The sequence below is a fragment of the Aliiglaciecola sp. 3_MG-2023 genome, from assembly GCF_030548205.1.
Lineage (GTDB): Bacteria > Pseudomonadota > Gammaproteobacteria > Enterobacterales > Alteromonadaceae > Aliiglaciecola.
Window position 1 is genome coordinate 46,556 of sequence record NZ_JAUORV010000008.1, and the last position, 20,895, is coordinate 67,450.

12 protein-coding genes are annotated in these 20,895 nt (G+C 43.8%); 10 read left to right on the plus strand and 2 right to left on the minus strand.

Translation table 11 applies throughout. The features are described 5' to 3' along the window. The 7 genes from Q4574_RS10760 to Q4574_RS10790 are packed head-to-tail and all read left to right on the plus strand — an operon-like array spanning window position 1 to window position 15,786. Window positions 1–2,190, plus strand: a complete 2,190-nt coding sequence (locus tag Q4574_RS10760) for a putative baseplate assembly protein (RefSeq protein ID WP_303474113.1) — start codon at window positions 1–3, stop codon at window positions 2,188–2,190. Further along, window positions 2,190–4,436, plus strand: a complete 2,247-nt coding sequence (locus Q4574_RS10765) for a phage tail protein (protein WP_303474114.1) — start codon at window positions 2,190–2,192, stop codon at window positions 4,434–4,436. The genes Q4574_RS10760 and Q4574_RS10765 overlap by 1 nt, the downstream gene beginning before the upstream one ends. Further along, a complete protein-coding gene (locus Q4574_RS10770) occupies window positions 4,436–6,022 on the plus strand; it encodes a hypothetical protein (RefSeq protein WP_303474115.1) in 1,587 nt (528 codons plus the stop codon). Before Q4574_RS10765 ends, Q4574_RS10770 begins: the two co-directional genes overlap by 1 nt. Then, window positions 6,015–8,141 (plus strand): ATP-binding protein, encoded by a 2,127-nt coding sequence (locus Q4574_RS10775; protein ID WP_303474116.1) that lies wholly within the window; start codon window positions 6,015–6,017, stop codon window positions 8,139–8,141. Before Q4574_RS10770 ends, Q4574_RS10775 begins: the two co-directional genes overlap by 8 nt. Window positions 8,142–8,160: 19 nt before the next feature. Further along, complete coding sequence (locus tag Q4574_RS10780; RefSeq protein ID WP_303474117.1) at window positions 8,161–9,576, plus strand: hypothetical protein; 1,416 nt, start codon at window positions 8,161–8,163, stop codon at window positions 9,574–9,576. Beyond that, window positions 9,573–14,012, plus strand: coding sequence for a hypothetical protein (locus Q4574_RS10785; protein WP_303474118.1), 4,440 nt, complete (start codon window positions 9,573–9,575; stop codon window positions 14,010–14,012). The genes Q4574_RS10780 and Q4574_RS10785 overlap by 4 nt, the downstream gene beginning before the upstream one ends. Before the next feature lie 19 nt (window positions 14,013–14,031). Then, window positions 14,032–15,786 (plus strand): DUF4157 domain-containing protein, encoded by a 1,755-nt coding sequence (locus tag Q4574_RS10790; RefSeq protein WP_303474119.1) that lies wholly within the window; start codon window positions 14,032–14,034, stop codon window positions 15,784–15,786. A 104-nt stretch (window positions 15,787–15,890) separates the two neighbouring features. Here Q4574_RS10790 and Q4574_RS10795 read toward each other — a convergent pair whose 3' ends face one another. Next, a complete protein-coding gene (locus Q4574_RS10795) occupies window positions 15,891–16,820 on the minus strand; it encodes a cation diffusion facilitator family transporter (protein WP_303474120.1) in 930 nt (309 codons plus the stop codon). A gap of 17 nt (window positions 16,821–16,837) precedes the next feature. Then, window positions 16,838–17,218, minus strand: coding sequence for a DUF3703 domain-containing protein (locus tag Q4574_RS10800; RefSeq protein WP_303474121.1), 381 nt, complete (start codon window positions 17,216–17,218; stop codon window positions 16,838–16,840). A gap of 83 nt (window positions 17,219–17,301) precedes the next feature. Here Q4574_RS10800 and Q4574_RS10805 point away from each other — a divergent pair, with 83 nt between their 5' ends. From Q4574_RS10805 to katG, 3 genes are all read left to right on the plus strand, one after another. Further along, window positions 17,302–17,691 carry a Cd(II)/Pb(II)-responsive transcriptional regulator gene (locus Q4574_RS10805; RefSeq protein ID WP_303474122.1) on the plus strand — a complete coding sequence of 130 codons (390 nt, stop codon included), beginning with the start codon at window positions 17,302–17,304 and terminating at the stop codon, window positions 17,689–17,691. A 61-nt stretch (window positions 17,692–17,752) separates the two neighbouring features. Next, window positions 17,753–18,091, plus strand: coding sequence for a P-II family nitrogen regulator (locus tag Q4574_RS10810; RefSeq protein WP_303474124.1), 339 nt, complete (start codon window positions 17,753–17,755; stop codon window positions 18,089–18,091). Between the two features lie 489 nt (window positions 18,092–18,580). Then, on the plus strand, window positions 18,581–20,809 hold the full coding sequence (gene katG, locus Q4574_RS10815; protein ID WP_303474126.1) for a catalase/peroxidase HPI: 2,229 nt from the start codon (window positions 18,581–18,583) through the stop codon (window positions 20,807–20,809). Window positions 20,810–20,895 lie beyond the last annotated feature (86 nt).

Here is a 20,895-nt window from a genome sequence, read left to right on the forward strand (position 1 = left end):
ATGAGCCTCAATAAACCCATTTTAGATGACCGTTCCTACCAGCAGATACGCGATGAATTGATTGCGCGTATTCCGGTTTATGCCCCTGAGTGGACGGATCATAACCCGAGTGACCCGGGTATTGCACTGATCGAATTGTTTTCCTATTTAACGGAGAATTTACTCTATCGTTTTAATCAAATACCTGATTCCACCAAGATGGAATTTTTACGACTGTTACAAATTCCTCTTAACAGTGCCCATCCGTCAACAGCGCTTTTGTCTTTTACCACCAAAGAGCTGCTCGGTGTTGCCGCTAAGTTAACCAGTGAAGTTAGTGCGGGAGACGTAAAATTTACCACTTTGCAAGAAGTGCATGTATTGCCGGTTAGTGTCTTAGGTGCACTTAAAGTGATTGATCAATTACCTGATGAAGATAGTGAAGAAGGTATATTTTACCAGCAGGCAGCAGCGAGCGTTGAAGCGAACAAAACCCAACCTTACCATGTTGAAACAATTTGGCAGGATGAGCCAGGCGTTGCAAGAGATATGGAAAGTTCTGTTGATGGAATTTTGTGGGTTGCCGTTTTGGCGGAAAAAGCCAGCGAAACTGAATTGGTAAGACAGAGTTTATTAAGTCACCCCAAAGGGCCGCTTTTACTCAATATTGGCTTTATGCCAGAGATCCGCTTAGAAGACGATTTAGATCATCATAGTGCTGACTTTGCTCAACTTTTTCGCTGTCCAGGAGATGCTGAACAAGCAAGTGGTAATCCGGTCAGTTGGCAAATATCTACGGGGCGAATTAATAGCGACAACCAACCTATTTATTACCCTTTGCAGGTACAAGGTGACACCACTAATGGCCTGGAAAAAGAAGGTGTTGTTCGCTTACAACTGCCTAGGGAAGAGCACAATATGTCGGCCTATGAATTCGCTGATATCAATATGCAAGGGGTGGGAGATTTTCCACCAATTTTAGATGATGACACCCAGTCTAGAGTCATTTGCTGGTTGCGCGCATTTCGCAATGATGACACAGCTATTGGCAAAATTATCTATGTTGGTGCCAATGCCTCGTTGGCAGAACAAGCCGTTCAGGCAAAATCTGAATTCATCGGTACCGGCAATGGTCAACCAAACCAGGTGTATAACTTGAACCATCAACAGGTATTGGCAAATTCGGTTAAATTGCAGGTAGAAGAACCCCAGGGATGGACGGACTGGCGGGAAGTGGATGGGTTTTATTCAAGTACGGAAAGTGATCGGCACTTTATGCTTGATAAGCAAGCTGGACAAATTCGTTTTGGCACCGGCATTAATGGCGCGGTTGTACAAATAGGCCAACGAGTAAGAGTGATTCACTATCGCTATGGAGGGGGAAGGGGAGGCAATGTTGCTGCCGAGGCAATTAACAAAGTGGTTGGCAATCCTGTTGTTAAAGTGACTAACCCCCTTAATGCTTATGGGGGCACCGATGCTGAAACCTTAGAAGCCGCATTGCAGCGCATCCCCAGTGAATTGCGGCGGCGTAATCGGGCTGTCACACGTTCTGATTTTAAAGAATTAGCGTTGCAATCTCCCGGTGCCGATTTAGCCCGTTCTGAAGTGTTGCCCCGTTATCATCCGCAATTACCGCAACAAGAATCGGCGGGCGTGGTGAGCGTGGTGGTATGGCCAAAAGAAGATAAACATCATCCCAATGCCCCTGTTCCAAATAAAAATCAGCTGCGCAGTGTTTGTCAATATTTAGATGCAAGGCGTCTGATCACCACTGAGATCTATGTTTTGCCCCCCAAATACGTGCCTGTGGCCATTGCGGTTGGCGTGAAGGTGAAAAACGGCTTTGGTATAGATGCCGTTCGCCATTGGGTGGAGTTAGCGTTGCGACAATTTCTCGCACCGCTTCCTCCTTATGGTCCTGGAGGACAAGGTTGGCCCTTGGGACGTCGCGTGCACAGCGCGGAGTTAGAAGCTGCAGCTCATCAAGTGGAAGGGGTTGAATATTTGGAGGGGCTGCAATTGGTCGGCTGGGATGTCGCAGGCAATGAAATCTCCAACACGGTGAATTTGCAAAAGAATGAAGTTCCCGAATTAATTGGTATTACAGTTGAAAACGGAGCCGTTACTCTTAATCCTGGAGAGATGATAATGCCTTCGAAAACTGACGCTATCGCCGTGCCTGTGCCAGTCATTAAGGATGTGTGCTAATGACTCAGTTTGCGATGATAGCAGGTGTTGATCAATGGATGCGTGTTGCCCACGATAATACCAGTGTAGATGTGCAGCAACAGACAGTGCAACTGGCTTGGCAACATAAAGCCATGCAAGACTCCCATGCTTCATCGGTGCAGCCCGCAGGCCTAGCCTTTGACCCTTGGTGTCGTCTTTATCACGCTATTCCAGAAGACAATCGCATAGATAAATTACTGTGGTCAGAAAAACGTCAAGGAAGTCGCGCTAGGTCTTTATTTAGCACTTCCCAGCAAATCTATGGCGAATTTGCAGGACAACAGCAGCACTCTGATTTAACTGCGCCTATGGGACTTGTGGTAGACAACAAAGGTCGCTTATTTATTGCCGATAGCGGTAATCAGCGCATCGTGATTTTTGATCTTATTGACAACCAATTGGTGCGCTGTGTTTATCTAGACGGTACTCCCATTATTTTAAGCTGCGATGGACATCAAGTTTATGCGCTTGTATCGACACCGCAACACTTAACTTCAACAACCTCGCCTAGCAATATACTGCTAAAATTCACTGCAACCCTTTCTCCGGTCGAGGTGAATCTCCAGCTCCCCGAGTCTATCCAAAATGACCTATTGAGCAGCGTCACAATTGCGGCCGATGGTAGGGTTTTTGTGCTCGCAGGCGGCGGAACGGAATCAGCCGTTATATGGGCAATTGATGGTGAAAATGAGTTGATTGAGGTCCCATTTGCCTGTGATATTTTGGCCACACCAGATGATATTATTGTTGTTGCTGGCGCGCCTAATGCAGATTTTCAGCGTTTTCGAGTAACGCCTAATAGTATTTCCCGTATGCCTCATCTGCAAGCGTCATATTACGACGGCAGAGGCATAGCATTGGACCCTTTTGGTAAAGTCGTCTATTGGTCGGCCAAAGGCTTGATGTATGCAACAGTCGCCAAAATTCACTATGCTAATCAAGGTCGGTTAGTGTGTTTCAGACTTGATAATAATGAAATGCAGCGTCATTGGGGGAGGGTATTTATTGATGCCTGTTTACCGGTTGGTACCTCTGTTAAGTTAGGTTTTATCGTCAGTGATGAGCAACTTAAAGGGCCACAGATAGCAGCATCTGCGCCACAGAATATTGGTGAATACGAATTAAACCGTCCCGATCTTACTCCGCCATTGCCTTCACTTATCGCCGTTGATCAGGTATCAGTCAATCAAAAATTACATCGACGTAGCCAAAATCGTGAGCTACCTTGGTCTTTTACTGATGAACCCTGGCGCACCTATGAAGCCCCTGTTAGTGCCCCTGCTGGTCGTTATCTCTGGTTGGTCATCGATCTTTACGGAAAGTCACATGCATCACCTAAACTCAAAAATATTCGAGTGGAATATCCAGCCAAAGATTTATTACGGCGTTTGCCTCGGGTTTTTGCGGAGCAAGGTTCTGCCAGTGATTTTCTAGATCGATATTTAAGCCTGTTAAATAGTAACTTTGACGAATTAGAACAACGTTCAGATGAACGTCATCGTTTACTTGATCCTCTTTCTACACCTTTCACCGTGCTTCCTTGGCTTAGCGCCTTATTGGGACTTGAGCTAGATAATCGTTGGCCGGAAATTGCCCAACGACAACTTATTAAAGAGGCCATGTGGTTATTTAAGTTTCGCGGCACTGTCGCTGGGTTGAAACGCTTTATCGAAATCTATTTGCAGCGCAACATCACCATTATTGAACATTATCAAGTGCGAGGGTTAGGTGGTGCGTTTGTAGGCGAAGATGATGCCTTCGGGGCTAATTCGATACTCGGTGCGGGCTTTCGTATTGGCGGAAAAATAGGTGCAACCGATGATGCTCAAGTGGCCATTTCGGATAATAACCTAGCGGGCGAAGAGCAAAATGTCACTGATACCCAAACCGCAATTTCTTATTTAGACGCTATTACACTCCACGCCCATAAATTCAGTGTCATAGTACCTTTAGTGTTAGATGAAGAGAAACGCGCGGTCATCGAGCATATATTAGAGACCCATCGGCCAGCTCATACTGTTTTTGACCTCTGCTCTGTGGACTCGGGCATGCGCATTGGCACAGGCCTGTATTTAGGTATGTCTTCAGTGGTTGGTCAAAGCTCAGGATTTGGCCAGTTGCAAATCGGTAAATCTGTTTTGGCTACCAGTGATGTTTTAGGACAAGCTAAATCTGGCACTATCGTCGGCAATAGCCAAGTGGGTCGGGATTCGAGGGTGGGATGATGGATATTCAAATTAATCAAGTATTACGTCGTTACCAGCTCAGTGCATCACAACGTCATTATAAAATGAGGTTAGATGCGCTAACTGAGCAGCTATTTCGTGAATACATCGATTTGGCCTTAGCCCGGCATGGATATACACAAAAAGATACTCTTTGTATCCGAAATTGGTATCTGCCAATCGAGTTTGATCACCGTAAAACAGATATTGATATATTCCAAGATTGGCTTAACGAATTAGAAGCCTCGTTGCAGACGTTATTAACAACAGCTAACCCTAATCGATGGTTACATTACCACTCAGAAGTTGAAGCGCTCAAATCCGTCGCCCGTGAGTTGGCTGTGGGTCAATTAGGCAATGCATGGGCGTGGCAGCAGATGGGGGTCATTTCTCAATCTAAGGTTAGCTTGGTAGACGCGAAAGCAGCTTGGCAGGCCTATTTGATCAGGCAGCCATGGTTACTCAAAGGCGTGGTCATTGGGCTAGCGGTAGAAGCGAGACTTGACCTGTTATTCGAACACAAGTTTATTGCATTTGAAGATAGCATAGCGCTGATGGATGTTTTGTTAGAATTTGCCCCTAACTGGACAGCCATAGTGGATGATATTAACCACCAATATGCTGGTAATTTAACCGAGTTAATGGCGATTGTTCAACCTTTTTTGACTTCACAGAATACACCCCAAGGTTCTGAAATTACCGGGCTTCCCCAATGGTTTAAATATTTCTTAAAGATTAAAGGCAATTGGAGCCGTACCTATGCTGATTTTAATCAACGGGGCAATCAGCAAGCTAGTCAAATCGCCAAATGGCAACCAAATGATGTTAAGTCTATGGTTTTCATCCGGTTTTTATTTGCCTGCTCAGTCAATGGCCATGCTCACAATATCGTTAATAATCAAGGATTGAAAACCTATGTTTGCGAACTTGTTGAGGAACTTACCCAGCTAGCTCAAATGTTCTCTGATTCTGCCATTGGCTTAGGCAGCGAACCAAAAAACCTGCAGACCAGCACATTGCAAGATGTGCATCATCTCAATCAACCAAAGCAATTAACGTCGCTATCTATTTTACCCGAAGAAAATGAAGACTTATTAAGTGAATACGCAGGGTTACTCTTTGTGTTGAATATTTTAAAGCAGCCTGAGTGGCAGCATGATTTAGCCATTTTACTTGATAACCCTTACCCAGTTATTGAACAACTAAATTTGCTAGGTCAATACTTGTTGCCTCAAGGGATGCTCGACCCTGTTATCAAAGTTTTCAGTGGTGAATTATTTGCAGCTCAGTCAACTAAAGCTGTTAGTAAACAAATCAAAAATGCGGATTATTCTGCTTACCAAAGCTTTGCTAAGCAAATTAAATTGGCGTTAATGAACCACCTAGGTGAACCACCGAATAGCAAAGGGAATATGACATTTGAATTCTTATGTCGGCGTAAAGGGCGCATTGAGTATCAAGCCGGGTGGGTCAATATTGTATTTGAAATGGATGCCATTGACACTCAGATACGTGGGGCAGGGTTAGATTTGAACCCTGATTATGTGCCATGGTTAGGTTACGTAGTGAAGTTCTACTATGAATGATTCATTGCAAAATTTAACGGGCGCAGCCGAAGATTCTTTTCCTGAACAAGCGATGCCGAAGCAGGCCTCCAGCGCGAGTGCTAAACCGCTAAATAGGTGTCGAGGCCCAGTACTGGAACATGTTGCCCTGCTTACCAACAAATTAATTCAGGTGTTAGAGCTTACGTTTAGTAAAGATGATCCTTATATTCAGTCTGGCCTAGATTTTTTAAATAGCTATTTTCAATCCATAATTGATTATGTGCCCGGGCAACAACCTGCCAAGCCAGGTGCAGTCGCAACAGGGTCCGTTAGCTTGTCATTTGATTTGCCTTGTTCGTCTTACAAAACCGAGGAATTAACCGATGTTAGCCCTTTGCAGCATCTTGTTAGCGGCTTGAAGCTTTCATCCTTGGAAATACACTTATTGGTGTTAGGCGGAATGGCCCAAGAACATGAAGGTTTTGCAAACTTGTTTTGTCATTTGCATCCTCAGCATCAGCCTTATCCAACACCAGCCTTGTTGGCCAAGTTGGTCTGTATGGAGCCTTCACAACGGCAATCTTTGTGCACTAGTTTAAATGAGTCGGCGTTGTTGGAGCTCGGAATAGTGGAATTGTCAGAACAAGTGCCAATTCTTACCCGTTCAATTGTGGTGAATGCGGGCATCTGGCACGCTTTAAATACAGGGGAAGCCCGCACGCTATTATCACACCCTGTGCATCTGCAAAGTTGTTTTCAGGGGCTTGATAAGTGGTTAAAAAGCCCCCTTGTAGAAGACGCAAAACAGTGTATTGCTAAATTACTTGAGTCCCATATTGTAATTCAAAATAGTGATAATTGGCTGAGTTTAAATCGAGCCCTGGCGCTACTCAATGAAACTAAGCGGTCATCAGCCGTGGTGCAACTTAATGAGCCGTTTAGCGTGCAAGAAATTAAACAGTTGGCATGTCATTGTGTGCTGAGTGCTGCTATCCCTGTTTTAGTGTGCGATTTTCAGCACAACGCTTCACCACTGGATTTTAATTTACTCAATCGCTACTGCCCATGCGTGATTATTTGTACTAGCAACAATATCAATATTGTGGGTTCAGGAAGGATCAAAATTGATCTTTGCGCCCAGCGCCTTGAGCATAACGAACTTCTACTCATGTGGCGGGCGTTATTACCTGAGTTTAGCGCTGATGCTGGACAACTTGCTGCATGGTTCCCTCTAGATCCCTATCAAGCTAGGCAGCGGGTCAACCAGTGGAATGCTTTGCACAAAACTAGTCAAAAGTCCTATTCACTGAGCGACCTTAGCCATGCATTCAAGCAGTATTCTGGCGCGGTATTGCCCCAAGGTATTAAGCGTGTCACACCTCATTTGGGCTGGTCAGATTTAGTCCTACCACAGAGTAAATTACAGCAACTTAAAGATGCTATTGGTCGATTAAAGTTGCAATACAAGGTGTTAGATGAGTGGCAGTTTCTGCGTAACCGTCGAGGTGCGAAAGGGGTTAGATTACTTTTTTCAGGTGTGCCTGGGACGGGTAAGACCTTATCGGCAGAAGTGCTAGCGAAGGCGTTACAAGTTGATTTGTTAATTGTGGATCTGGCTGCGGTGGTTTCCAAATGGGTAGGCGAAACGGAAAAAAATCTTGCAAAAGTATTTAGTTATGCCGAGCAGACTCAGTCGGTTTTATTGTTTGATGAAGCCGATGCCATTTTCGGTCGGCGAACAGAGGTTTCTGACTCCCATGACCGCTATGCAAATCTTGAAACGGCTTATTTATTAACCCGTTTAGAAGCCTATGACGGCATGACAATTTTAGCCACGAACTTTAGAAATAATATCGACGTGGCGTTTATTCGTCGACTTGATTTCATCGTTGACTTTCGTGAGCCCAGTGTAACGGATAGGGAACACCTCTGGCGTTGCCATGTGCCGCAAACAGCGCCTTTACACAAAGATGTGAATTTTACTCAACTGGCCGCGTTATTTCCGTTGGTTGGTGGAGAAATTAGAAATGCTGCTGTTGCTGCCGCTTTTTATGCAGCGCAACAGCAACAAGATATACACCAAGACCACTTCATTATGGCTATTCGAAAAGAGTTTGAAAAAACCGGTAAAGCCTTCAGAGAAGTGAACCCATCATAAGGATTATTGGAGAATTATTGTGAGCGCAGAAGCATTAGTGAATCAAACGTCAGGAACTGCTGGCTTATCCAACCAAATGCTGCCAGTGGATCCATTTCGATCTCTGTATGTGCATTTTGGGATGCTTTTAGGGGTCGACGATTTTCAAACGTTGGATGCCTATCATCGAGGGAAAATGTGGTATCACAACGCATGGCTTCACGGCCAGGGAGTGGTTTGGGGCCTTGACGTGAGCTTGCCCCAACGGGAAAGTGAAGATACCGACGAGGTCGCATTTCTCGGCGAAGTGAAAGTCACACCTGGATTGGCTATGGATGCCGTGGGTAGAGAATTATTACTCGAACAAGCAGCATGTTTAAATTTAGCTGCCTGGTACGAAGCCAATCAAGATGACGTGGCAGTGCAACAAGCTGTCACCCATGATGAAGAAACCGGTGATGTGATCTTTGATGCCCATGTAACCTTGGAGTTTCATAGTTGTTTAACTCGGCAAGTGCCTGCACTGAGTGAAAGTTGTGATGCTAGTAGCACTTCAACGGCTTATTCTCGTGTGGTTGAAACCGTAAAAGTGTATCTGAGAGCTGGCGAATATCAGGCTTCATCTGTGACAGAATATCACCGCTTAAATGTGTTATTTGGTTTGCAAGAAGCCAGAGAAGATGACGACGGAAACGTACTAGATAGTGACGCTGAAGTGTTGCAGGCTAAAGCACAGATTATGGCTGCAGAAGAACAACAAAAAGCGGCACTATGTCAAAAGTGGTTCACCCATTTCGCGGTGTTGGATGGCATGGATATCAGGCCACAAACTAATCTCGATACCAGTCAATTTGGCAGTTTTCCGCAACAACCTCCTTGCAAGGTGTTGTTAGCCAATTTACAAGGATTAAGATTACATAAACAGCAACAAAGCTGGCAGCTAATTGATGGTGTTGTGGATCCCTTCGTTCGACCGTATTTGTTGCCGACATCTACTTTGCAACGGCTATTATGTGGTAGTTGTCATTCCCCACAAACTGCAGAACCTAGTCTTCCTGAAGTTCCCGATGATGATGCCGGAGGACCGCGCATTGATGCACAAAGTGTTGCGATGCAAGGAAGCGAACATATCAATATGCAGGTTGTTGGTTCCCCGTTAATGAAAGCCAGTGTGGACGCCAAAGGGATCAGTGTAACTGCCTTTGATACCCGAGATGGCTGGGTAAATTGCGATATTAAAACAGTGTCTTACAACAGTTCTGAGAATCGTTTGCAGATTGAACTGCGAGATGCTCCCGCTGGCGTTCTAGTTAGGTTAATTGTGAAAGGGACTGGTGGAACTCCCATTTTAGGTCGTAATCGAATTCCCTTAGCGGGTGGTATAGACAGTCCTGCTGGTTCGGTTTTTCAGGGCAATGATTTTATCTACATGTTTAAAACAAGGAGTGGATCATGAGCAGTCTTAAAACGACCAGTGTTACTGGTAATATATCAAGCAATTCAACTCAGTTGGGGAACGCTAGCGGATATACTGTGATTGACAGCGCCAGTCCACTTACTCGTTTAAATTATTTTGATGGTAAGTTTTTACGCGCGCCTGATTTACAATTAGAGCAAGCCGCATTATTGAATCAGATCCGCTTATCAAATCAAGCGGCAGGTGGGGGGATTGTAAATGGCTTTGATTGCAGTTTAACCTCTGGTCAACGAATAACAATTAGTGCTGGACTGGGCTATGACTGGCAAGGAAGAGCGCTGGTATTAAGCCAGGATATCGAAGTAACGGTTAACCAATTATTGGCTGACAATAGTAGTTCTGCGGCAGCACTAGCATCTAAAGAAGTGGAGACTTCTGCTACGCTGACGAGCAGCGATTTTAAAACCTGTGAATTGCGCAGTGCTGAATTGGCAGCAAATAATATTGTTGCCAATCAAGAATTGTACTTGCTCGTTGTATATCATCTGGAAGCCTACTGTGGTGAAGAAGATGTGTATGGTAAATTATGTTCCGAAGCTTGCATTAGCAGTACTCAACGTACCCACATTGTTGAGGGATTGAGTATCCGTGCTGTGCCTCTTAGATTAACCGAGGCACTTAAAGATTCTAATCAAGTGGCCTTAACCCAAAAGCATCTTCGTTCTCGCACGGTAAGTGCCTTTTTTGAGCAAGAAAAGAATACCATTTCGTCTTTGATTAGCCAGCAGGGCCTAAACGCTGCAACTTGGTGTTTGGGCGCTGAAGCGCTAACGGGGGAAGGGATTGCCATTGGTATGTTATCAAAAGTGGGTGATACCCTGGTATTTTTAGATGCTTGGGGCGCTCGTCGTGAGCGCATTGTACCACCACCGCAGCAATATTGGGCGGCACGCATGGGGATGCGAAACTGGCAAATTTATTTAGCTCAAATATTACAATTTCAATGTCAATTACGGGATTGTTTGGGGAGTTTTGATCCGCAAAACCCACCTGTTACCAGTGATCCTTGTGCTGAAGAGAAAACCCTGATCAAAAGTGCAGCAGCCGACATGCAACAGTTATTGAGTTATTACACCAATGTGTCAGCAAAGCTCACCCAGATTGAGAGACTGCCGGGAGCCACAGAAGTACCGGGAGCCACAGAAGTGTCGGGAGCCACAGAAGTGTCGGGAGCCAGAGAAGTACCGGCAGCAAGTGAAGTGTCGGTAGCCAATGAAGTGCAATTTGCCAGCAAAGAGACACAAGCCAGTATTATTTCAAAAGGCAGTATTACCCCTCAGAGTGATAACCTATCTCAATTCAATATGACTGGCATAGATGTGCAAGAATTACAGGCCAGTATCGACCGACTGCAAGCCGTTGGAAACAGTCAGTTGAGTCAGCAATTACTCATCGATTGCGGGATTGTCGAGTTGCCCAGCGCTGGCTATCTACCTGTGGTGGCTGATTCATCTCTATCAATTAATCATCAAGTTCGTCAATTAATGGGCCCAGGAGTCGATTTACGGTTCTGTGCTGTGCGCCCTGATTTTGTTCATCATGCTCTAGAAGAAGCACAACATATGCAACGCATATGTTTGTTATCAGGTTTGGATAATCCCGAGAACTTGCAAGAGGTGGATATATTGGTTCCCGAAGGGCAAATTAATCGCTCTAAACCAGTGCAAAATCAACCTGCTTTCCAAGGGCATATTGATTCATCAGATACTATCCTTGGCATGATGTTGCATTTAGTCGCCGACGCATTTAAAGACTCATTGGACAAAAATAGTATTCGTGACGAAATGGTCATGCGTTCTGCATCATTGAGCTCTCGTGCAAGTGTGAGCGAGGTAAATTTGTCTGCAGGCAATCTAGACTTTGGTAAAGATATGACAGGCGCAGCCAGAGGCGAAAATCTAGACGATAAATTGGGCTTTTATTTAGCCACTGAAAATTCTGCGTCTACCCAAGTTGACGGTCAAAAAATAAAAACAGATATTAATTTATGGGGTCAGTTGCAATCTGATAAAAATGTTTTCGTCCTAAACTCAGGTGCAAGAGCACAAGTATCAGCCCGTTTTATTTTGGAAATGAGTTTAGTGTATGCCGGCAATGATCGAGATATTACCCTTGATACCATAGTTGAGTTAAATATCAGTGGGCAAGTGATTATTGAAAATGTGGCCCAGCGCGAGCAAACCAGAAGATTAGTAGGTCGTTTTGTGGGCGACAGTATATTGCAGTACACCACCACCCATAACGGCGTTCCTAAAAAACAGGTATCAAGCGCTAGTCTTAACGACGATATCGTACTTAGTCGAGAAGTTACCGATAAAGGCGCAAATATTGTCATTAATATTCCCAGTCCGTCACTATTTGGAAACTCGGATTTAGTCGACATGACTTATACACAAACCTGGAATGAGGCCGGAGAATGTGAAGTCGTCGGTCAGCTAAGTACCCTTGTAGAGGGAAAACCTAGCGAAGTTAACTTTTTATCGGCAAGGTTTGTACCTGATGATCAGGTGCTCACCCCAGGAAACCCTTTTTATAACAAGTCTTTGGTGGCTCTCAATCAAATAGCAGGTGCCCTTGATAACCCTGGGTTTGTAGAAAGTGCCAGTCATCTATTATTTCCCCCACCGGTTAAAATGCCCGATGAGTTGATAGTTAAAGGGCAATACCCCTGGGTTTTATTTCATCGAAGACGAAGTAAAATTTGTGAGGGGGATTCCGTCCCAGAGGTTGTGCAAGAAACCAGACAATATCAAATTTATCTTGTGGAAGTCTCAGAAGATACCAGTACTGAAAAATTACTGGCCGCATTGGACAGGGCATTCGAGACTACTGTAGACCAAGCAGAGCCAGTCGTTGAGGTTATATTCTCTGCTAGTTCAGCGGTGATAAATAGTTCTCACAACACTTTGCAAGAAGCATGGAAGTCCATGCTGCCTGGTCAAGGACAAACCATAATAGCCGCTATTGCAAGCACCGGTGATGTGGTTAAAGAAGGTAATGCTATTGCAACTTCACGGGTGAATAGCACAAGCGCGGTATTAGATGATGTGAGCAATTTCGCAACGAATATGCCGATTGTGGTCAAACAAACATTACCCTCATCGTTAAATGCACAGGGGCGCGACGGTGCCATAGTGTATTTTATTAAGCAAGCTGAGCAACAAGTGGAAACTGATTGCCACAGGGTATATCAAGTTGTTACTTCTAATCCCGAGGACGTGTTATTTAGGATCAACACTTTCGTAGAAAAATATGAACCGGGATCAAATATCACCTTAGATAATGTGTTTGAATTTGATAATGCTAGTAAGTTAAATGTGAAACCGCTGTTTAAGACAGGTACCGGGGAGTTTACCTCACAACAACAAGGAGATGATTTAAAAGCGGCCTGGCAGGAAGCGGGGAGTTTCACCACGACCCATGCAGGTGCGCTGCATCCCCTAGAAGACCCCAATAACGCACACATAACCTTTAAGCAAACCAATCAAGTTGTGAATACCCTTGGAATAGCCAGTGACAATCCTAACGACAATATGGATACCATTAGCATTCCGCTAGGTATGTTTGATGAGTGCCAAAAAGCCACGGTTCTTGTTAGTGCCACCCAGTGTCATCAAGTGTATTTAGTTACATCCGCGGCCTTCGATATTGAAATTATTGCCGGACAACAAGTCGATGAGGCGCAAAGGGCAGCACTAGATATTATTCTGATTGATTTTGACATAGATGTCGGTCGCAACCAGGCGGCTTACTATGACCTTAATGCCTTGCAATTTTATTGGGATACCGCTGAATTTGAAGCAAGTTCTAAACAACTATTTAGCAATAACTGGCAATCTCACCTAAGCAACAATATTGCTCTGCAGGAAATCTTGAGTACCTCCAATGCAATTTCATATTTTTCCAGCATCAAACCAATAGTCGATGACAACGGCAGTTTTTATCACAAACCCGACGAGGAACATACGCAACTACAAAGCCAAGCCATTGCTGAGTTACTTAACCTAAATAACGATTCAAATCATGTGGTTCAAGGGAGTCAGCGTGATTCGTTTCCGAGTAATTGCCCAGTGATCACTTTTATTTTGATAGCGCCTGGCAAAGTGATTAATGAGGTACCAGGAAATTTGGCGCGGGTGGTTAGGTTTGATGAAAACAATCAAGTGATTCGAGACGACGAGTTAGAGAAGGAATTGCAGAGTTTAAAGGATTCTTCTACGCAAATTAAAAGTATTGAACTCATTAGTGAAGATGACTCTGCTGAATCGGTAAAAATCGCTGATACCCAAGCGCGAGCATTAAAAAAGGTGTTGCAAGATGCCGGGGTAGCAACCCGCATGGCAAAACTAGACGCGCATATTCCCACTGCAACAGATAAGAACATGAATAAGAATTTGTTCTTAAAGCTTAACTAGTCAGGTTAGGGGAAGTCTTATGTTGAAAGCTCAGTCAACGGGTGACAGTCAGCATCAAACCTGTGCAGCGAAAGCGGCAAAAAAGCCTGCTGATGCTTTCCATTCAGGTAATTTCCCTGAGCATACATCAAGCAAGCAAGGGGGAGTCGGACCTGGGATTAGAACATCAGTTAATCCCTTGTGGGAGCGGTTGGCTAGCAACAATATGCCAAGCAACGTCATTCAACGTAAGTGTGAACACTGTGAACAAGAGCAGGAGGAGCCTTTATCGGTACAACCAAAATTAACCGTGAGTGCAGCCAATGATGTTTATGAGCAAGAAGCCGATGCTGTTGCTAATCAAGTGATGAGCGGCAATAGCAGCAAGGTGAGTCATATTTCTCGTCTTCATTCTCCACAGGCATCGACCAAGAAGGATAACGCAGCTGCCAGGCAGTCTGATACTCAAAATCAACAACCCAACCGATTGAGCTCTTACGTTAATAGCTTAAATGGTAAGGGAAGTCCTTTGTCTACTGCGGAGAATCGATTTTTCTCTAGCCGCTTTAACCATTCATTTGAAGGGGTGCGATTACACACCAACAGTGAAGCAAATCAAGCGGCCAAAGGAATACAGGCGAAAGCTTTTACCTATGGTAATCATATCGTTTTTAATCAAGGAGCGTATCGGGCTCATCATCCAAATAGTATGCATTTGTTAGCTCACGAATTGACTCACGTAGTCCAACAAGGTGGGGCTAATGGTGTTGTTAGTAAAAAAAGCGATGATGCCAGTGGCTGGATCCAAAGAACCCCTGAAGGTGATTTAACCCCAGAACAAGTCGGTCAAGATCCTGGCTTACTCTTATGTTTTATTCTATGTGAACTAGGAGTACCACCGTCTATTTGGCGAGATTTAACGGGTTTATTACTACAGGCAGTTTGGGAAGAATACAAAGCGACCTATTCACAGGCGCAGGCCAGTGTGGCATTTAGACGCTTTGAATTAGCATTTCAAACCTATACTCCGCTAAAAATTGTGCAACTACTTTTAACGTTCATTGTGCATGGAAAAATCGGTCTTGTGGCGGTCAGAGCGGCCAGTGCAGAGGCCATTCGGGCTAGATTAAGAGCTATGTTAATCTCCCGTGGGGCCTCATCGACTGCCATCATTGGTGCTGAACAAATTGCTAGAAAAGTGGTAATTGTGATTGAAGTGGCAATTGCCGCAGGTTGTGCTGTGTATTGCGGTTCACTAGCCCTAGGTAGGGCAATCGTTGAACTAACCCAAGCAGCCGCAGAGGGGATTATTGCTTTTGCAGAAGGATTAGAAGCTGCGGGTGAAATAGTAGGCTCAATAGTTGGAGGCATTGCCACTGAAATCTTTGTCCGTCCTATTCTTACAAGTTTAGCCATGGCTGACGTGTTTAATTGGGATGTAAATGGGTTGCCGTCGTCTACTAGAGCCGACACTGTTGTAATGGGGCTGTATTTATCATCGCAATTAAATGGCGAAGATATGGATACACTACTGACTCAATTAGCTAAACCAATAAATCAATATCCAGATGATTTTCAACATTTAATTTCGTCCACTTTTGCTGAAATTGTCACCGAGCGACAAACTCTCAATGAAGAACCCTTGCCTTATACTGCTCAAGAAATTCTACAACTGACTCCCATCGCTTTTATTCGACTGCTTAATGAACGAGCCTACCTACTGTTTGATCAAGATCCTAATGATATTGCCGATAGGATGATCAATGGTGGAGTAGAAGCTGATGATACAGAGTGAGGCGTTTAGCTGACAGCTTATTATTGCAGGACAATACTGATCGCGATTACAAACCCTGACTTGCTAATTTGGGTTTGTAATTGCAGGTATAAAAGTATTGCTTTCTAGCTATCGCGACATGTTTCGTCTGAAAACTCGAATTCTATTGTGGTATGAGCGAGGTTAAATTGGGCCAATTGAGCATGAAGATCCGCTTTTATTTCTTTCATGATGGGAACGCCAATTTGTTCGTTTAAAACCAAATGTGCAGTCATAACGTGTTGCTCTCCATCCAATGACCAAATGTGTAGATGGTGCACATCATCTACACTACTAGGAGACAACAGAATACGTTTTACGGCTTCACGAGTGGTATTGTCTGGTGTGGCTTGAAGAAAAAGTACCAGGGTCATTTTCAGGTTTTTTAATACATTGATGAGAATAAATAAGGTAAAAGCGATGGATAAAATAGGATCTAAAATTGGCCAGGGTTTAAACATTAATACAACAGATACTATCAGCACAGCAACCCAGCCTAAAACGTCCTCTATTAAATGCCAATTTAATACCCGTTCATTTAACGTTCCACCATCACTTAGTTTATAAGCTGCATAACCGTTAACTAAAATACCAAAAATAGCTAAGGCAAACATCCCTTCGGTGTGGGGCATTTCAGGATTACTGAGTCTAGGTATGGCTTCAAACATAATCCAAATGGAACCCACAATAAGCACCAAACTATTTACTAATGCACCCAACAATGAAAAACGTTTGAAGCCATATGTGAATACCTGATTGGCATCTTTTTCGCCTAGTTTATTCAGGCCCCAAGCAGTACCAATTGCTAAGCTATCGCCTAAATCATGCACCGCATCGGCCATAATTGCGGTGCTGTTGGTTAACCATCCCCCAATAAATTCGATGATAGTAAAAGTGACATTTAAAAAAAATGCCCAGCCAATTCGGTTAGACGCCGTATGCTGATGAGCATGAGCATGAGCATGAGCATGAGCATGAGTATGAGAATGACCTTGCTGATGAGAGTGTTTACCCATGACGATTTTTGTTTTTCCTATTGGTTTATTCGTTGACGTATTTGTTGTTCTATCTCATCAATAATTTTTTGATTATTTGCAGATATTGGCAAAGGTTTAAAAGGGCTGACATTGGTGCCGCCAGTATTACCAGTGGGTATTAAGCCAATCCAGGTTTTTGTCAACGCTCCGACTAGTCGGAATGCCTGACCGGCAATTTCCATCAAACTCAGGGTTATTAAACCATGTTTTAGCATTAAGTAATGGACAAGACAATGTAAGTAAGTGGATTTTTGAGCAATGACATGGGCATCTTCTAAAAAGCTAAATGCGTTTTCTAGCTTGCCATTGTTTTTTGCCTGCTCAGCTAGGACTATTTTATGTTGCACAAAGGGTTTCGCATAATGAGTGTAGTGCATTACAGGTCACTCCAATATTGATGACTGATAAATACAAGTGTAAAGTCTATAGTTACTATAGAGTCAAGTTTTCGATGATGGAAATGAAAATAGGTCTAGTTGCTAAAAAATCCGGCTGTTCCGTGCAAACTATCCGTTTTTATGAAAAACAAGGTTTGCTTAATCAACCACTACGTAACGCGAGTAATTACCGTGCTTATGATGATGATGCATTAAAACAGTTAACCTTTATTCGTCAATGTCGTTCTCTAGGTATCTCCATAAACGAAATTAAACAACTGATTATTTTGCGAGAAGAGCCAGATAAAAGTTGTGAATCCGTCAATCAAATGGTCAATCAACATATTCAAGAAGTGTCGAAACGCATGGAAGAATTAGCGCGCTTGCAGCTCGTTTTAACTGAAATTGCATCCTCTTGTTCTGCAGGTCATTCTATTGGTGAATGCGGTGTATTAAAAAAACTTGATGTATAAACAGTTGAAAATCATATACCATTTTTAAATCTAAACCTTTACTTATGAATTGGGAAATCGAATGAAAAAGATAGAAGCGATTATCAAACCGTTTAAAATTGATGAAGTTAGAGCAGCGCTGACGGATGTTGGTGTCACTGGCCTAACCGTGACTGAAGTAAAAGGTTATGGCAGACAAAAAGGTCATAAAGAGACTTATCGTGGGGCAGAGTACAATGTGGATTTTTTACCTAAAGTTAAAATAGAATTGGTGGTAACAGATTCAGAGGTGGAACGTTGTATTGAAGCGATTATGGAAGTGGCTGCTACCGGTAAAATTGGTGACGGAAAGATATTTGTTACTCCAGTGGCGCAAGCTATTCGTATTCGTACTGGCGAAGAGAACGACGAGGCACTTTAACGCTACTGATATTAATGGGTTACGCTAGGGTGGTGTTAATCAATAATGGCGCTTTCCCTTAGCTGCTACTACTCGACGAAAAGAAGATGAATGTTAAGTTGAAATTGGATTAAGTCACTAAGGTTGTTTTGGGGTGATAATAGTCGAAGTACATCAATTTCCTTTGCTAAAAATCTATGAAATTTTAGCCAAGTAAAAAACAGCCGATATTGAATGATAGCTAACCTAAAAGGATCTGGCCCTTTTGTAGACTCAATATTTGTAAATCGAGTGGATAGCCTCAGTGAACACAAAGCCAATCAAAACATTCAAAGCACTCAATGAATCAACCTCTAAGTAATTGATAGTTAAAGTATTTGATGTGTATGTTAATTAATTGTTAAAAGCGATTAGGGTAATCTATTTTTCCAATAACCAAACGCACCTCAGACGTTGATTTTAGGTCTATAGTTTGTTTGCACTCATACAAACCGACTACAGGACTTAACCATGTTCAAACGTACGCTTCCTATTGTTGCCGCTATTTCTATTGCTTTATCGCCAGGGCTGGCTACCTATTCAGTAAGTGCTTCTGAAACTCAAAAAAATATGCATTTTTGGTGGCCGGATAAACTCAATTTACAGCCTCTACGGCAGCACGATCCGCGCTCAAACCCATATGGAAATGAGTTCAATTATGCTGAGGCATTTAAAACACTCGATCTTGATGCAGTAAAAAAAGATATTAAGGCTGTTTTGACAAACTCCCAGCCATGGTGGCCAGCCGACTATGGGCATTATGGGCCTTTTTTCGTGCGCATGGCGTGGCATAGCACTGGTACCTACAGAATGTCTGATGGCAGAGGCGGGGGCGCTGGTGGACAGCAGCGATTTGAACCCCTCAATAGTTGGCCAGATAATGTCAGTTTAGACAAAGCAAGGCGCTTACTATGGCCAATAAAACAAAAATACGGCCGAAAAATTTCTTGGGCTGATTTGATGGTATTAACTGGGAATGTTGCCATGGAATCAATGGGCTTTACGATTTATGGTTTTGCAGGGGGCCGCGAAGATGATTGGGAACCGGATATGGTCTTTTGGGGACCAGAAACGACTTGGTTAGCTGACGAGCGCTACAGCGGTGAGCGGGAACTGCAAAAGCCCCTTGCCGCAGTGCAGATGGGACTGATTTATGTCAACCCAGAGGGGCCTAATGGCAACCCTGATCCATTGCTCGCGGCAAAAGATATTCGAGATACCTTTGGTCGCATGGCAATGAATGACGAAGAGACTGTGGCGCTAATTGCTGGTGGGCATACATTTGGAAAAGCCCATGGAGCGCACAAACCCGAAGAATGCTTGGATGCAGAACCCGCTGCTGCCGGTATTGAAGAACAGGGATTGGGTTGGAAAAACAAATGTGGCAAAGGCCATTCAGAAGACACTATCACCAGCGGTCTCGAAGGTGCATGGTCGGTTAATCCAACGGCTTGGACAAGTCAATATTTAGACAATTTATTTGGCTTCGAATGGGTTAAAACCAAAAGCCCAGCAGGCGCGACACAATGGATACCAAAAGACAACGCTGGAGCAAACTTAGTACCCGACGCCCATGACGCGTCTAAACGTCATGCACCCATTATGTTTACCACAGACTTGTCGTTAAAGGTTGACCCTATTTATCGGGAGATTGCTAAACGTTTTCAAGAGGATCCTAAAGAGTTCGAATTAGCGTTTTCTAAAGCCTGGTTCAAATTAACCCATCGGGATATGGGGCCGCGTTCGCGCTATGTTGGAGAAGATGGGCCAAAAGTCGACTTAATTTGGCAAGACCCCTTGCCCCAAGTGGATTACAAAATCATAAGTGACAGGGATATTAGAAAGCTTAAAACGGCAATACTTGATACAGATTTATCCATTGCTGATCTGGTTACAACCGCCTGGGCCTCAGCAGCTAGTTTTAGAGCCACTGATATGCGTGGCGGTGCTAATGGTGCGCGAATTCGACTCGCGCCTCAAAAGGATTGGGAAGTCAATAATCCCCAGCAATTGTCACGGGTTTTAGCTACGTTAGAGTCCGTTCAAAACGAGTTCAACAGAAAATTAAAACGAGGCAAAAAAGTATCCTTGGCAGATGTCATCGTTCTAGGTGGCGCCGCAGCAATTGAAAAAGCAGCCAAAAATGCAGGCTTTGACGTTGACGTTCCTTTTTACCCTGGCAGAGTCGATGCTACTCAAGCACAAACTGACGCCGCGTCCTTTGCCGTCCTAGAACCCGCTGCAGATGGTTTTAGAAACTATTACGCAACAAGCGCCGCTTATTCACCTGCTGTTAAGTTAGTGGATAGGGCAAATACCCTCAATCTAACGGTGCCTGAAATGACCGTACTGGTGGGAGGAATGCGAACCATGGGAGCTAATGCAGATCTAAGTAAACATGGGGTTCTGACTGAGGATACGAATAGTTTAAATAATGATTTCTTCATTAATTTGCTTGATATGTCCACTAAGTGGAGCAAGTCCAATGACCAAGAGGGACTATATGAAGGTAGAGACTGGGAAAGTGGGAAGTTGAAATGGACAGCAACCCCTGTTGATCTTATTTTCGGTTCAAATTCAGAGTTGCGAGCTGTCTCTGAAGCCTATGCTTCTGATGATGGAAAACAACAGTTTGTCGATGATTTTGTTAAGGCTTGGTCAAAGGTAATGACAGCGGATCGTTTTGATATCCAGCAGTGATCAATAATCTCGGATAATTTAGCGGCAACCATTATGGTTGCCGTGTTTATCTTTTCTATTTTGCTTGTGCCCGCTTAACCTAGCGC

Bases quoted from the DNA above. Each gene is read 5' to 3' on its own strand.
- Q4574_RS10760 (WP_303474113.1), top strand. From the start codon at position 1: ATGAGCCTCAATAAACCCATTTTAGATGACCGTTCCTACCAGCAGATA.
- Q4574_RS10765 (WP_303474114.1), top strand. From the start codon at position 2,190: ATGACTCAGTTTGCGATGATAGCAGGTGTTGATCAATGGATGCGTGTT.
- Q4574_RS10770 (WP_303474115.1), top strand. From the start codon at position 4,436: ATGGATATTCAAATTAATCAAGTATTACGTCGTTACCAGCTCAGTGCA.
- Q4574_RS10775 (WP_303474116.1), top strand. From the start codon at position 6,015: ATGAATGATTCATTGCAAAATTTAACGGGCGCAGCCGAAGATTCTTTT.
- Q4574_RS10785 (WP_303474118.1), top strand. From the start codon at position 9,573: ATGAGCAGTCTTAAAACGACCAGTGTTACTGGTAATATATCAAGCAAT.
- Q4574_RS10790 (WP_303474119.1), top strand. From the start codon at position 14,032: ATGTTGAAAGCTCAGTCAACGGGTGACAGTCAGCATCAAACCTGTGCA.
- Q4574_RS10795 (WP_303474120.1), bottom strand. From the start codon at position 16,820: ATGGGTAAACACTCTCATCAGCAAGGTCATTCTCATACTCATGCTCAT.
- Q4574_RS10800 (WP_303474121.1), bottom strand. From the start codon at position 17,218: ATGCACTACACTCATTATGCGAAACCCTTTGTGCAACATAAAATAGTC.
- Q4574_RS10805 (WP_303474122.1), top strand. From the start codon at position 17,302: ATGAAAATAGGTCTAGTTGCTAAAAAATCCGGCTGTTCCGTGCAAACT.
- Q4574_RS10810 (WP_303474124.1), top strand. From the start codon at position 17,753: ATGAAAAAGATAGAAGCGATTATCAAACCGTTTAAAATTGATGAAGTT.
- katG (WP_303474126.1), top strand. From the start codon at position 18,581: ATGTTCAAACGTACGCTTCCTATTGTTGCCGCTATTTCTATTGCTTTA.